This is a genomic window from Microbispora sp. NBC_01389 (genome assembly GCF_045040095.1).
GTDB lineage: Bacteria > Actinomycetota > Actinomycetes > Streptosporangiales > Streptosporangiaceae > Microbispora.
Genome location: NZ_CP109552.1, coordinates 3,576,429 through 3,590,210 on the forward strand (window position 1 = coordinate 3,576,429; position 13,782 = coordinate 3,590,210).

The following is a 13,782-nucleotide window of genomic DNA, read 5'->3' on the forward strand; positions in this document are numbered from 1 at the left end:
CCTCTGTGATCATCGATGCTGTGATCATCGGTGCGAGGGCGCGAGTCTACTCCCGGGACGGTGTCCAGTACGATCCACCGAGGTGGTCTGGAGAGGGCGAGGGGGGCCGCTGATCGATGGACAGCGCTCTGTACGTCTTCGTCGAGGACCTGCGCGCCGAGGGCGTGCGCGGGTTGCTCGACCGGGCCTCCACGTACGGCGTGCGCGGCGTCGCGGTGGCCGCGGCCTATCACCAGGCCAGGGACGTCACCCCGCACGGCGCCACGCGGCTGACGCTGCGCGGTGACGGCGTCCACTTCCCTCCGCCGGAGGACCTGTTCGGCGGGCTGCGCCTGGCTCCGCCCGTGCAGCCGGGGGCCGAGGACCGGCCGGTGGAGGAACTGCGCGCGGCCTGCGCCGAACGGGGGATGCGGCTGCACGGCTGGACGGTCTTCCTGCGCAACGCCGCGATCGGCCTGGCCTGCCCCGATGTGACGGTGGAGAACTGCTTCGGCGACCGCGGCGCTCCGGCGGACCTGTGTCCCGCGCACCCCGACGTGCGGGCGTACGCGGTGGCGCTGGCCCGGGCCGTCGCCCGGCAGGGGGTGGACACGGTCGTGGCCGAGGCGCTGCACTTCGCGCCCTTCGGCTATGAGCGGTGCTCGGTGCCGCTCGGCCCGATGGACGCCTTCCTGTTCGGCCTGTGCTTCTGCCCCCACTGCATGAGCCGGGCCGCCGACCTCGGGGTGAACGCCGAGACGGCGAGGCAGGAGTGCGCGAGGATCGTCGGGGGCGTGCTGGACGGCGATTCCCCGGCGGAGGGCGAGGTCACGCGGGCGGCGCTGACGGCCTACGCCGGCCCGGAGGCGGTGGCGTACGCGCGGGCCCGCTCCGAGAGCGTCACCTCGCTGGTGGGAGAGGTCGCGGCCGCAGTCGCGGCGGAGGGCGCGCGGCTGACGTTCACGGACGCGACGGGAGCGGCGAAGGGCTACGCCCACGGGCTGCCCTCGGCCGGCCTGGCCGCGCACGACTCCTGGCAGCTCGGGATCGACCTGGTGGCGCTCGGCGACATCGTCCCGTCGTTCGCGGTCCTCGGCTACGCCCGGGACCCCGCCCGGATCGCCGACGACGTCGCCGCCTACCGGCGTTCGATCGGCAAGAACCCCGAACTGCGCGTCGTGCTGCGACCGGGCGCCCCCGACACCGACTCGGCCGACCGGCTCGCGGCCAAGGTCCGCGCCGCCCGTACGGCCGGGGCCGGCGCCGCCGACTTCCACGCGTACGGCCTGGCCTCCTTCGACGCGCTCGCCCGCATCCCCGGCGCGCTCGCCTGAAGCCCGAACCGAGGCGCCGGCCCGGCCGATCGCCCGCCCGGCCGACAAGCTGCTCGCGCTGCGGTGAGCATCCTCTTACCCGGGTGCGGACCTCCCTCGCAAGGGTCACGGTCGGCAGGCGAGAACGCCGGGCACGCGGCTGTAGCGGTCGACCCAGCCCACGAGGTCTGCGTCGATGTAGCCGAGGCACTGCAGGATGGTCTGATGGTCGGCCTGCAGGTGGCGGTGGTGGATCGGGCAGTGGTGAGCGATCTTGTTGCGTAGCACGCGTAGGTGGTCGAGATAGCGGTGCAGTTCCCTGCGTCCGCCTCGGTAGCCGGGGAAGGCCCGGTGCAGGGCTGTACGCCAAAGGCGTTGGTCGTAGTTGTTGCCGGGGCCGAGCAGGGAGGCCCAGAAGCCGAAAGGCAGTTCGTTCTCGATCTGCTCGGGGGTGGCCGTACGGCCTTGCCTGCGCAGTTGATCGCGGACCTCACTGATCTTGCGCTGGGCGCCGAAGTGCAGGTCGGCCTCCTCCCACCAGTCGGTGCGCTGAAAAAGCCTCACGAGTTCACGGCTGAGGGCGCTGCGCAGCGCGCCTCCAGGTACTGCAGCCGTAGAACGCCGCGCAGATCTCGGTGTTCCAGCAGTGCAGGCGTAGCGCGGCTCTGGTCTGCCCGTCACACAGTGCCTCGTACTCAGTGATACGGGCGACCGACAGCACCTCCCGCAGCCGTATGGCCTCGGCCTCCTCCATTTCGCGCCCGTACCCCCTGTGCTACTCTGAGTGACATAGGCCCCGGTTTTGCCTCTGCTACGGTACGCAGCCGGGGCACAGCTTTGTGTGAGCAAGGCTGCCACATCTGCCGCGCCGGACGGTGAGCAACGCCGGGCGCGCCGGGCCCAGGCGGGGTGCTACGGCCGGTCTGAGACCAGGGCGTCGGCGAGGGTGGCGAGACCTGCGGTGACCCGCGCCGCGTCGCACTCGCGCAGCACGGCGGTGACGTGCTCGGCGGCGAGCGGGGCGAGCAGCGCGTGGGCGAGGTAGTCGGCGTCCGCGCCGGGGCGTGCCTCGGCGAGCAGGATCGCGAGGTGGCGGTGCCAGAAACGGTAGGCGCCGATCCGATACCTGGCTCCGGGGCTCGCGGTCTCGGAGACGCGCAGCAGATCGAGGTATTCGACGAGGTAGTCGGCGTAGGCCGCGACGAACGCCCGCACCCGATCGCCCGCCGAGGCGCCGGGCCCCAGAGGCGGCGGCCCGGACAGGATGCGCTCCTGCAGGTCCCGTTCCTTGTCGTCGAGCAGGGCCGCCACGAGCCCCGACTTGTCCCCGAACCGGCGGAACAGCGTGCCCTTGCCCACCCCGGCCTCCGCCGCCACCGCGTCCATCGAGACGTCCTCGACCCCGTGCTCGCGGAACAGCTTCGCCGCCGCCTCCTGCACCCGTCGCCGGTTGCGGGCGGCGTCGGCACGTTCGCGGGGCGGGTCGGCCAGCAGGGAGGTGAGGTCTCTTGACGAACCGGACTGCGGTCCGGTAATTTCTGAGCTGTTCACAGAAACGGACTGTAGTCCAGTTAATCGGAGGACGCAATGACCGCGCTCATCAGCAGGGACGAGCTCAAGGCCGCGATCGACACCGGGGCCGTCACCGTCGTCGACGCGCTGGGCGGCGACTACTACGCCCAGCAGCACCTTCCGGGAGCGATTTCGCTCACGGAGGCGGAGGTGGCCGAGCGGGCCGCCGAACTGCTCCCGGACAGGAACGCCCCGATCGTCACCTACTGCTCGAACCCCTCCTGCCCCAACAGCCAGGCCGTGGCCAACCGGCTGAGCGCGCTCGGATACACCGACGTGCGCAAGTATCGGGAAGGCATCCAGGACTGGGTCGAGGCCGGCCTGCCGGTGGAGTCCCTCACCACGGCGTCCTGACCACAGGGTCCTGACCACGGGGTCCTGACCGTTCCGGAGGGCTCAGGCGGAGTCGCGGACGACGAGCTCGGTGGGGAGGACCACCGAGGCGGCCGGGCCGCCTCGCAGGAGGCCGAGCAGCAGCCGGACCATCGCGGCGGCCTGCTCGCTGACCGGGTGCCTGATCGTGGTGAGCGGCGGCTCGGTGTAGCGGGCCGCCTCGATGTCGTCGAAGCCGACGACCGCCACGTCGTCCGGCACCCGGCGGCCCGCCTGGCGCAGGGCCTGCAGCGCCCCGATCGCCATGAGGTCGTTGGCCACGAACACGGCGTCGAGGTGCGGGTCGTCCTGGAGCAGGTGGCGCATGGCGACGGCGCCGGACTGCCGGGTGAAGTCGCCGACGGCGACGATCGAGCGGCGGTCGGAGTCGCGCAGCGCGTCGCGGTAGCCCGTGAGCCGGTCCTGGCCGCCGATCATGTCCTGCGGGCCGGCGATCGTGGCGATGCGCCGCCGGCCGCGGTCCAGCAGGTGGCGCACCGCCTTCTCGGCGCCGCCCACGTTGTCGTTGTCCACGTACGGCAGGGGCACGGGGACGGCCGGCCTGCCGTACGAGACGACGGGGACGCCCATCCGCGCGAGGGCGGCCGGCAGCGGGTCGGCGCCGTGCATGGAGATCAGCATGACCCCGTCGACGTGGCCGCCGGCGACGTAGCGCTCGATCCTCGCGTGGCTCTTGGGAGAGCCGGCGAGCATCAGCACGACCTGCCTGTCGGCGGCCTCCAGTTCGAGGCTGGCCGACCGGATGACGGTGGAGAACATCGGGTCCTCGGAGAAGACCCGGGTCGGCGGCTCCGACACGACCAGCGCGACCGAGTCCGTCCGCTGGGTGACGAGGCTGCGCGCCGCCGAGTTGGGCACGTATCCCATCTCGTCGACGGCGCGCATGACGGCATCCCTGATCTGCGGGGTCACCGTCAGCTGCCCGTTGACGACCCGGGAGACGGTCGCGCGGGACACTCCCGCCCGCGCCGCGACCGCCTCCAGCGTGGGTCGTTTCATGCGTCACCCTGTTTCATCGGTCCTCTACAACCCGTTGCGCCTGACGACGTCGCGATACCACAGCGCGCTGTCCTTGGGCACGCGCCGCTGGGTCTCGTAGTCGACGTACACGATGCCGAACCTCTTGTGGTAGCCGTAGGCCCACTCGAAATTGTCCAGCAGTGACCATACGAGATAACCCCTGAGGTCCGCTCCCGCGGCGATCGCGGCGTGCGCCGCCCGCAGGTGGCCGTCGAGGAAGGCGACGCGGTCGTCGTCGTGTACGGCGTCACCGGTGAGCCGGTCGTCGAAGGCCGCGCCGTTCTCGGTGATGATCAGCCCGACGTCGGGGTAGTCGCGCGACAGCCGTACGAGCAGGGTCTCCAGGCCGGCGGGGTCGATGGGCCAGCCCATCGCGGTCGTCGCGCCGGGCGGCGGATCGAACCGGACGCCCTCGCTGCCGGGGAAGGGCGGGGCGGCGGGCTCGCCGGGCGCCGCCGACACGAAGGTCGGGTTGTAGTAGTTGACGCCGAGCAGGTCGATCGGCTGGTGGATGGCCTCCAGGTCGCCGTCCCGGATGTGGCCGAGGCCGCCGTGGCGCGCGGCGATCTCCAGCACGTCCTCCGGGTAGCTCCCGCGGAGGGCCGGGTCGAGGAACTGCCGGTTCAGCAGCCCGTCCACGACCTTCGCCTCGCTCTCGCCGCCGTCCGTCTGGATCATGGGCGAGAGGTTGAGGGTGAGCGCGATCTCGGCGGCGCCGGCCGCGCGCAGGGCCCGCGCCGCCAGGCCGTGGCCGAGCAGCAGGTGGTGGGCGGCGCGGAACGCGGCGGCCGGATCGCGCCGGCCCGGCGCGTGCTCGCCGGAGCAGTAGCCGAGGAAGGCCGCGACCCACGGCTCGTTCAGCGTCGTCCAGGTCCGTACGCGGTCGCCGAGCCGCCCGTGGACGACCGCGGCGTAGTCGGCGAAGCGCGCGGCGGTGTCGCGTGCGGCCCAGCCGCCCGCGTCCTCCAGCGCCTGCGGCAGGTCCCAGTGATACAGCGTCACGTACGGCGTGATGCCGTGGGCGAGCAGTTCGTCCACCAGGCGGTCGTAGAAGCCGAGACCGGCGGCGTTCACCGTGCCCGCCCCGGTGGGCATGACCCGCGGCCAGGCCACCGAGAACCGGTAGGCCGCCAGGCCCAGGCCGGCCATCAGCCGGACGTCGTCGGCGTAGCGGTGGTAGTGGTCGCAGGCGACGTCGCCGGTGTGGCCGTCGGCGACGTTGCCCGGCGCCTTCGAGAACGTGTCCCAGATCGAGGGGGCCCGGCCGTCCTCGGCGGCGGCGCCCTCGATCTGGTAGGCGGCGGTGGCGGCTCCCCAGACGAAGCCGTCGGGAAAGACGAGTGCGCCCGGCGTGGTCGTGGTCTCGGTGGTCGTGGTCTCCGTGGTCGTGGTCTCGGTGGTCAACCCTGCACAGCTCCCTGCACGATTCCTCCAACAGAAGAGAGCGCTCTCGCACTCGCCATGAAACTTTCTTCACGCGTTGACAGCCTATTTCAGCACGCCTAGCGTCAGCCACGCTGAGAGCGCTTCCAGAAGCGCCGCCGGGTCGCGTCGCCGGATCCCGGAACGCCTCCCGAAGTCGCTGAACCCCCCAGCGGAGGTCGCCCATGCCATCTCGTCCCCTCAGAACCCGCCCCCTCAGAGCCCTCGGCCTCGCGGTCCTGACCGCCCTCACCCTGTCTCTGCCCATCCTCCCGGCCGCGCCCGCCGGCGCCGCCACCGTGCCCGTCGGGGCGGGCGGCTACACCACCGACCTGCCCGCCGGGGCGAGCGGGCCCGCCAACTCCGACGGCGCCCCGGTCACGCCCAAGGTCACCTCGAACGTCACCCGCAAGGTGCCCACCAACGACTGGTGGTCGTCGCTCGCCTTCCAGCGGTACGCCGGAAACCCGTACTCCGAGAACATGTACGGCCACCCGCTGGCCTTCCACGCGGTGGCCGGCGGGCTGGAGATCAGCTATCCCACCACCCCGCTGATCAGCTCCGACGGGCGGCAGTACGAGTTCCCGCACGCGCGCGACCTCACGCTGGGCGTCACCGGCCTCAACTCGCCCGACACAAAGGTGGACGACTGGTCCGACTGGACCGTCACGCCGTACTGGTCGGACGGCGCGCGCTCGCTCAGGGCCACCATCGGGCACGGCCTGCCGTACGTCTATGCGACGCCGAGCGGCGGCGACGCCCGGGTCACGTTCGTGGCGACGCCGGCGGTCTGGGCCGACCGGGGCAACGTCCTCGGCGTCACCGTCAACGGCCACCACTACGGGATCTTCGGGCCGTCCGGCACCGACTGGAGCATCGGCGGCACGGTCGCGACCGACGCGCTCGGCGGGCGGAACTACTTCTCGGTCGCCGTGCTGCCCGACGCGTCCGCCTCGACGCTCGACCTGTTCGCGAAGTACGCGTTCAGCTTCGTCACGGGGACGAAGGTGACCTGGTCGTACGACGAACCGTCGGCGCGGCTCACCACCACCTACACGGCGACCACCACGGCCAGGGAGGGCAGCCAGACCGGCACGCTGCTGGCGCTCTACCGCCACCAGTGGCTGGCCACGAGCAGCCCGCTGACGTCGTACACGTACGTCTCGCCGCGCGGCACGATGAAGCTGCGCGAGGGCACGTCGTTCACCACAGCCGAGACGTTCCACGGCGTGCTGCCGTCGCTGCCCGACCTCGGGGCGTACGACAGGACGAGGCTCGGGACGTACGTCAGGCAGGAGGCGAACGCCACCGACCCGTGGAAGGGCGCGACCGACACCTACTGGACCGGCAAGGCGCTCGGCCGCCTCGCCCAGCTCGTGCCGATCGCCGACCAACTCGGCGACACGACCTCCCGCGACCGGCTGCTCGGGCTGCTCAAGGGCGAGCTGGAGAGCTGGTTCACCGCCGGGGGCGCCGAGCAGTTCCGGTACGACTCCACCTGGGGCGTGCTCACCGGCTACCCCGCCTCGTACGGCAGCGACACCGAGGTCAACGACCACCACTTCCACTACGGCTACTACCTGATGGCCGCCGCGACCGTGGCGAGGTACGACGCGGCCTGGGCGGCGAGCTGGGCGCCGATGGCCAGGCTGCTGGCCGCCGACGCGAACAACTGGGACAGGTCGGAGACCCGGTTCCCGTTCCTGCGCAACTTCGACCCGTACGCCGGCAACGGCTGGGCGTCCGGGCACCAGGGCTTCGCGGCGGGCAACAACGAGGAGTCGTCGTCGGAGGCGATGAACTTCGCGGCCGGGGCGATCCTCCTCGGCGCGGCGACGGGGGACACGGCCCTGCGCGACCTCGGCGTCTACCTCCACACGACCCAGACGTCGGCCATCGCGCAGTACTGGTTCGACAAGGACGACGCGGTCTTCCCGGCCGCGTTCCGGCACGACACGGCGGGCATGATCTGGGGCTCCGGCGCGGCCTACTCCACCTGGTGGACCGCCAACCCCGAGGAGATCCACGGGATCAACGTGCTGCCGGTCACCGGCGGGTCGCTCTACCACGGGCTGTACCAGGCCGACGTGAAGCAGAACCTGTCGGAGATGGAGGCGAACAACGGCGGCCCGGCGGTCGAGTGGAAGGACGTCATCTGGGAGTTCCGGGCGCTCGCCGACCCGGCCGCGGCCAGGAGCGCGTGGGACGCCGGATACACGACCCTGACGCCCGAATCGGGGGAGTCGCTCGCGCACGTCTACCACTGGATCTACAATCTAGCCAGGATGGGGGTGGTCGACCCCGGCGTGACCGCCGACAGCCCGACCGCCGCCGTGTTCGTGAACGGCTCGGCGCGGACGTACGTCGCGCACAACTTCGGCTCGTCGGCGAGGGTCGTCACGTTCTCGGACGGCAGGACGCTGACCGTCCCGGCCCGGTCCACCACGACCAGCGCGGGCACGTCGTCCTCCCCGTCACCGTCACCGTCACCCTCGCCTTCCCCGTCGCCGTCCCCGTCACGTTCGCCGTCTCCGTCACCCTCTCCATCGCCCTCTCCGTCTACCGGTGGGGTGGACGCGCGCTCGACCATCCAGGCCGAGGCGTACCAGGCGCAGAGCGGCACGCAGGTGGAGACGACGCAGGACGCCGGTGGCGGGCAGAACGTCGCCTACATCGGCAACGGCGACTGGCTGCGGTACGACAACGTCGACTTCGGCTCGACGGCGGCGCGGCAGTTCAGGGCGCGGGTCGCCTCCGGCGCGGCGGGCGGGGCGAGCGGCCTGGTGCAGGTGCGGCTCGACAGCCTCACCGCCGCCCCGATCGGCGACTTCGCGGTCGGCAACACGGGCGGATGGCAGGCCTGGCAGACGATCCCGGCGAACATCACGGGTGTCACCGGCAGGCACACCGTCTACCTGACCTTCAGCAGCGGCCAGCCGGCCGACTTCGTCAACCTCAACTGGTTCACGTTCGCCACGTCCTGACGAACGGCCCGCCTGCGAACGGCCCGCGGTGGGCGGCACGTCCCGAGCGTCGTGCCGCCCACCGAGGCCTGTCAACCGGCGGAGGGGCGCAGGCTCTCCCGGTAGCGCTGGGGGCTCACGCCGTGTTCCCGCTTGAAGGCCGTGCTCAGCGCGAAGGCGGTGCCGTACCCCACCTGCCGGGCGACGGTCTCCAGCGTCGCGTCCGTCTCACGCAGCAGGTCGGCCGCCAGCGCCAGCCGCAGCCCGGTCAGGTAGGTCATCGGCGGCTCGCCGACCAGCCTGCCGAACCGCTGCGCGAGCGCGGCGCGGGAGACTCCCGCCCGGCCGGCCAGTTCGGCGACCGTCCAGGAGCGGGCCGGCTCGGCGTGCAGCATCCGCAGCGCGGGCCCCACCACCGGGTCGCCGTGCGCGCGGTACCACCCCGGGGGCGCCGCGTCCGGCCGGGAGAACCAGGCGCGCAGCACGCCGATCAGCAGCAGGTCGAGCAGGCGGTCGAGCACCACCTCCTGACCCGGTTCGTCCCTGCCGATCTCGCGGCCGAGCAGCGCGACGAGGGAGCCGTCCCAGGAGTCGCCGGGCAGCACCAGCAGCGTGGGCAGCGCCGCCAGCAGCCGGCCGGTGACCGCGCCGCGCGTCTGGTAGGCGCCGACGAGCAGCACGGCCGAGCCGCCGGCGTCGTTGCCCCAGCCGCGTGTGCCCAGGTCCATCTCCGCCGACAGGCCGCGGCCGTCCGGCGTGGTGCAGACCTGCCCGGGATGGATCACGACCTGTGGCGGCGTCGCCGGGTCGTCGGCGACCGTGTAGTGACCCGGCCCGCGCACGACCGCCACGTCGCCGGGCGAGATCCGTACGGCCCGGTCCCCGTCCGGGGTGATCCACGCCTGGTCGCGGAGCATCGCCACCAGGCACAGCGGCGCCTCGTCCCGGATCCGTACGGACCAGGGCGGGCGCAGCGTCGCCCGCAGCAGGAAGGCCCCGCGCGCCCGGGGCCCGTCGAGGAGGTCGGCGAGCGCGTCCACAGCCAGATCTTGAACTCCTCTCTAGCCTGAAGGCCGGAGATTCTCCCGTCGTGTCGCGGTCAGGCGGCGTGCGGGGGTTGACGCTTCGCGGACCGGGCAGCCCCGAGGTCTCCACGTCCTGACACCGCGGTTCCTGCGGCGTTGCGTATGTTGATCGCGGCGTTGGTGTCGGCGTGCCCGGCCCACCCGCACGCGGGGTTGACGCAGGCGTACCTGATCCCGTTCCGGGCCGCCGGGTCGCGGTGGCCGCATTGGTGGCAGGTCTGCGATGTGCCCGGGGCGGGCACCTTCACCATCAGGCCGCCGCGATCACGGGTTTTGTACTCCAGCAGGGTGACGGTGCGGCCCCATGCCTGCCCGGTGATGGCGCGGTTCAGCCCGGCCTTCTGCCGCACGTTCCGGCCGGGCCGTTTGATCGTGCCCGTGGCAGTGCGGGCCATGTTCGTGATCTGCAGGTCTTCCACCACGACCACGCCGTAGGTGCGCGCGAGTTCGGTGGTGGTCTGGTGCTGCCAGTTCACGGCTCGGCGCTTGGCTGTCGCGCGGAGCCGGGCGATCCGGTCGTAGGTGCGGGCCAGCCGTTTGGACGTGGGCCGGCCGGGAGTGCGAGTGCGGCGCTGCCGGGCGGACTTCTTCTCCAGTCGGCGCAGGCGTTGTTTCTCGCCGTCGCGCAGCCAGGGCCCGTGCTCGCGCATGGTGCCGTCCGACAACGCCAGGGCGACGGCGATTCCCCGATCGACCCCTGCCACGGGGCCGGGGTGGGCGGCCGGGGCAGGCACCTGGCGTTCGGTCCGGAACACGATGTGCCACCCGAAGGCGTCCTTGACCAGCCGGGCTCCGGTGATCCGCCCGGCCGGGCCGCCCCTGGTGACGCCGGGCAGGTCCCTCGTCCAGCGGAAGCGGACCCGCCCGACCTTGGGCAGGTTGACCGCGCCCCACCGCCGGTTCAGCCGCGTGATGTTCAGGTCCCGCCCCTGGGGGACATCCACCGCCAACCGGGTCCGCGACCGGCTCTTGAACGTGGGCCGTTTGGCGGGGTGGCCGGGATCGAAGAAGTTCGCCCACGCCTGCCGGTAGGTTTTCAGCACCGCTTGCGCTGCCTGGGCGGGCAGCCGCCCCATCCAGTCGATCTCCCGGCGGGCCTGCCGGATCGCGGTGTCGCACTCCTTCACCGTCGGAAACCGGCCCTGCCGGAAGGTGACGTACTCGTGCAGCAGGTTCCACAGCGCGCGGACGGTGTGCGCCTGACCGTCCAGCACCGCCACCTGGGCCGTGCTCAGGTCGAGTCGCGCCACGTGCGCACGAGCCTGCCTGGTCACCTCCACGCCCTGATCGTATCCCTCTGGTTTATGTCATCGTGATGGAATCCACACCCTGAGTGACCCCGATGTACGCATCGAACGCCGTGGTGTCCACACCCTCCACGCCCACGTGGTGTGCGTGACGAAGTACCGGCGTGGGGCCTTCACCGACCCGATGCCGACCCGATGCGAGGAACTCATGCGCGAGGTGCGCGCCGACTTCGAGGTCGAACGTCGGGAGTTCAACGGCGAACTCGACCACGTCCACCCACTGATCCACCACCCGCCGAAGGTCGCCCTGTCCACACTCGTCAACCCACTGAAGGGCGTCTCGGCGCGGATACTCCGCAAGGAACACAGCGCGCATGTCCGCAAGTACCTGAGGGGTGGACACTTCTGGTCCGAAGTCCTACTTCGCCGGCTCAGTCGGCGGTGCACCGCTCACGGTACTCAAGCAGCACATCGAGCAGCGGCAACGCCCACCGTGACCTGCGGGTGAAAGCACGTTCGCGCCCTAGCGGGCACTCCCGCGCGGGCCTCCACCCCCGGCCTGAAGGCCGGAGCACTGGCCCGCATTCCGGTAGACGGCCGCGTATGGGGTCGAGATCGTCGGCCATGTCGCCCGGTGTCCTCCGCCGGTTGACTGAGCATCATGATCTCCCTTCCGGCCGCCGCCTCCGCCGCCCTCTCCATGCTCATGACCGCCGGGATGGCGGGCACCTTCTTCGGGTTCTCGGCCGGCGTCATGCCGGGCCTGAACGCGGTCCCGGCCTCCTCGGCGATCGACGCGATGAACGCCGTCAACGCCAGGATCCAGAACCCGGTGTTCCTGGCGGCGTTCGTCCTCGCCCCGGTCGCCGCCGCCGGGACCGGTGCCCTGCTGCTGACCCGCTCCGGCCCGGGCGCGGCGTGGCCCTTCTTCGCGGCCGCCGGGGTGTACGCCGTCGGTGTGATCCTGCCGACGGCCGCGGTGAACGTGCCGATGAACGACGCCCTCGCCGCCGTGGCGGTCCACGGCGACCCGGCGGAGGCGGCCAGGATCTGGTCGGACTACGCGGCCCGGTGGACCACCTGGAACACCTGGCGGGCCGCGGCCGGCGCGGTCAGCCTGCTGTTGATGGGGTACGGCGTCCACCGCTGGGGCCGGGGCTCCTGACAGGGCGCGCTCCCGTTCGTCGCAGCGCCGCTCGTGTCGACAGAGAGCGCTCTCGCCCAACGCCGTTATGTGAGCCTTAAAGGGAAGAGAACGCTCTCTCAGATTTCACAGATCCTCTTGACGCGAGTGAGATTCCGGGGGGAAAGTGGCGCTCAAGTGGTCCGCGGTCGCACCCCCCATCCCCTCGCCGCGACGACCGGACTAAGGAGAGAGGTACTCATGCGTGTGCTCCACTCCCCATGGCGGCGCTCGATGGTGGCGCTGCTCGCCGCCACCGCCGCGGTCGCGGCCCTCGCCGTACGGCCCGCCGACGCGTCGGTGCCCGCGACGCCGTCCGGCTGGTCGCTCGTCTGGTCCGACGACTTCGACGGTTCGTCGGGATCGCCGCCGTCGTCCAGTAACTGGATCATCGACACCGGCCATGCGTACCCCGGAGGCCCGGGCAACTGGGGAACAGGTGAGATCCAGAACTACACGGCCGACCCGGCGAACCTCAGCCTGGACGGCGGCGGCAACCTGCGCATCACCCCGATCGGCAGCGGCCAGAACTGGACCTCCGCCCGCATCGAGACGCGCCGCTCGGACTTCAAGCCCGCCGACGGGCGCGTCCTGCGCATCGAGGGCCGCATCCAGATGCCGAACGTCACCGGCAACGCCGCCCTGGGCTACTGGCCGGCGTTCTGGGCGCTGGGCTCGCCGTACCGCGGCAACTACCAGAACTGGCCGTCCATCGGCGAGCTCGACATCATGGAGAACGTCAACGGCGTCAACTCCGTCTGGGGCACCCTCCACTGCGGGGTGAACCCCGGCGGGCCGTGCAACGAGACCAACGGCCTCGGCACGAGCCGGGCGTGCCCGGGCTCGTCCTGCCAGTCGGCGTTCCACACCTACCGCTTCGAGTGGGACCGCAGCGTCAGCCCCAACCAGCTGCGGTGGTACGTCGACGGCCAGCAGTTCCTCAGCGTGAGCCAGAGTCAGCTCGACGCCACCACCTGGTCGAACATGACGTCCCACGCGGGTTACTTCCTGCTGCTGAACGTGGCCGTCGGTGGCGGGTTCCCCAACGGGGTCGCCGGGTTCTCCACGCCGACCTCGGCCACCGTCTCCGGGCGGCCGATGCTGGTCGACTACGTCGCGGTCTGGCAGAGCGGCGGCGGGAGCAACCCCTCGCCGTCGGCAACCCCGAGCAACCCGCCGTCGGGCGGCGTGGACGCGCGCTCGACCATCCAGGCCGAGGCGTACCAGGCGCAGAGCGGCACGCAGCTTGAGACGACGCAGGACGCCGGCGGCGGGCAGAACGTCGCCTACATCGGCAACGGCGACTGGCTGCGGTACGACAAGGTGAACTTCGGCTCGACGGCGGCGCGGCAGTTCAGGGCGCGGGTCGCCTCCGGTGCGGCGGCCGGCGTGAGCGGCCTGATTCAGGTGCGGCTTGACAGCCCGACGGCCACCCCGATCGGCGACTTCGCCGTCGGCAACACCGGCGGGTGGCAGAGCTGGCAGACCATCCCGGCCAACATCACCGGCGTCACCGGCACGCACACGGTCTACCTGACCTTCAGCAGCGGCCAGCCGGCCGACTTCGTCAACCTCAACTGGTTCACGTTCGCCACGTCCTGACCG

At 71.7% G+C, this 13,782-nt stretch carries 12 protein-coding genes and 2 pseudogenes; 7 read left to right on the forward strand and 7 right to left on the reverse strand.

What is annotated here, in order from left to right; all coding sequences use genetic code 11:
* Window positions 1–116 precede the first annotated feature (116 nt).
* Entirely contained in the window at window positions 117–1,313 is a 1,197-nt protein-coding gene (locus OG344_RS16255) for a hypothetical protein (protein ID WP_405088938.1), read from the forward strand.
* Window positions 1,314–1,418: 105 nt separating this feature from the next.
* Here the strand turns inward: OG344_RS16255 and OG344_RS16260 are convergent, their stop codons facing one another.
* Together OG344_RS16260 and OG344_RS16265 are read right to left on the reverse strand one after the other, a co-directional pair.
* On the reverse strand, window positions 1,419–1,856 hold the full coding sequence (locus OG344_RS16260; RefSeq protein WP_405088939.1) for a hypothetical protein: 438 nt from the start codon (window positions 1,854–1,856) through the stop codon (window positions 1,419–1,421).
* 348 nt (window positions 1,857–2,204) lie between these two features.
* Window positions 2,205–2,843 carry a TetR/AcrR family transcriptional regulator gene (locus tag OG344_RS16265; RefSeq protein WP_405088940.1) on the reverse strand — a complete coding sequence of 213 codons (639 nt, stop codon included), beginning with the start codon at window positions 2,841–2,843 and terminating at the stop codon, window positions 2,205–2,207.
* Window positions 2,844–2,879: 36 nt separating this feature from the next.
* On the opposite strand from OG344_RS16265, the gene OG344_RS16270 reads away from it, so the two are divergent.
* Window positions 2,880–3,218, forward strand: a complete 339-nt coding sequence (locus OG344_RS16270; protein ID WP_405088941.1) for a rhodanese-like domain-containing protein — start codon at window positions 2,880–2,882, stop codon at window positions 3,216–3,218.
* A gap of 42 nt (window positions 3,219–3,260) precedes the next feature.
* On the opposite strand, the gene OG344_RS16275 is transcribed toward OG344_RS16270, so the two are convergent.
* Both OG344_RS16275 and OG344_RS16280 read right to left on the reverse strand, forming a co-directional pair.
* Complete coding sequence (locus OG344_RS16275; RefSeq protein ID WP_327044111.1) at window positions 3,261–4,256, reverse strand: LacI family DNA-binding transcriptional regulator; 996 nt, start codon at window positions 4,254–4,256, stop codon at window positions 3,261–3,263.
* Window positions 4,257–4,280: 24 nt separating this feature from the next.
* Window positions 4,281–5,681, reverse strand: a complete 1,401-nt coding sequence (locus OG344_RS16280; protein ID WP_405088942.1) for a GH1 family beta-glucosidase — start codon at window positions 5,679–5,681, stop codon at window positions 4,281–4,283.
* Window positions 5,682–6,877: 1,196 nt separating this feature from the next.
* On the opposite strand from OG344_RS16280, the pseudogene OG344_RS16285 reads away from it, so the two are divergent.
* Window positions 6,878–7,933, forward strand: a pseudogene (locus OG344_RS16285) (glycosyl hydrolase); the annotation flags it as partial.
* Between the two features lie 35 nt (window positions 7,934–7,968).
* On the opposite strand, the gene OG344_RS16290 reads toward OG344_RS16285, so the two are convergent.
* Window positions 7,969–8,289 (reverse strand): hypothetical protein, encoded by a 321-nt coding sequence (locus OG344_RS16290; RefSeq protein ID WP_405089104.1) that lies wholly within the window; start codon window positions 8,287–8,289, stop codon window positions 7,969–7,971.
* On the opposite strand from OG344_RS16290, the gene OG344_RS16295 reads away from it, so the two are divergent.
* Window positions 8,270–8,683 carry a carbohydrate-binding protein gene (locus tag OG344_RS16295; protein WP_405089105.1) on the forward strand — a complete coding sequence of 138 codons (414 nt, stop codon included), beginning with the start codon at window positions 8,270–8,272 and terminating at the stop codon, window positions 8,681–8,683. The two genes, OG344_RS16290 and OG344_RS16295, sit on opposite strands and share 20 nt — an antisense overlap.
* Window positions 8,684–8,754: 71 nt before the next feature.
* Here OG344_RS16295 and OG344_RS16300 read toward each other — a convergent pair whose 3' ends face one another.
* Both OG344_RS16300 and OG344_RS16305 read right to left on the reverse strand, forming a co-directional pair.
* Window positions 8,755–9,702, reverse strand: coding sequence for a cupin domain-containing protein (locus OG344_RS16300; RefSeq protein ID WP_405088943.1), 948 nt, complete (start codon window positions 9,700–9,702; stop codon window positions 8,755–8,757).
* 59 nt (window positions 9,703–9,761) lie between these two features.
* Entirely contained in the window at window positions 9,762–11,027 is a 1,266-nt protein-coding gene (locus tag OG344_RS16305; protein WP_405088944.1) for an RNA-guided endonuclease InsQ/TnpB family protein, read from the reverse strand.
* Between the two features lie 49 nt (window positions 11,028–11,076).
* Between OG344_RS16305 and tnpA the strand changes: the two are divergent.
* From tnpA to OG344_RS16320, 3 genes and pseudogenes are all read left to right on the forward strand, one after another.
* Window positions 11,077–11,491: pseudogene (gene tnpA / locus OG344_RS16310) on the forward strand (IS200/IS605 family transposase).
* A 164-nt stretch (window positions 11,492–11,655) separates the two neighbouring features.
* Window positions 11,656–12,159, forward strand: coding sequence for an anthrone oxygenase family protein (locus tag OG344_RS16315; RefSeq protein WP_327044117.1), 504 nt, complete (start codon window positions 11,656–11,658; stop codon window positions 12,157–12,159).
* Window positions 12,160–12,378: 219 nt separating this feature from the next.
* The gene (locus OG344_RS16320) at window positions 12,379–13,779 is read left to right on the forward strand and encodes a glycoside hydrolase family 16 protein (protein ID WP_327044118.1); all 1,401 of its coding nucleotides are present in this window, start codon (window positions 12,379–12,381) and stop codon (window positions 13,777–13,779) included.
* Window positions 13,780–13,782: the final 3 nt, after the last annotated feature.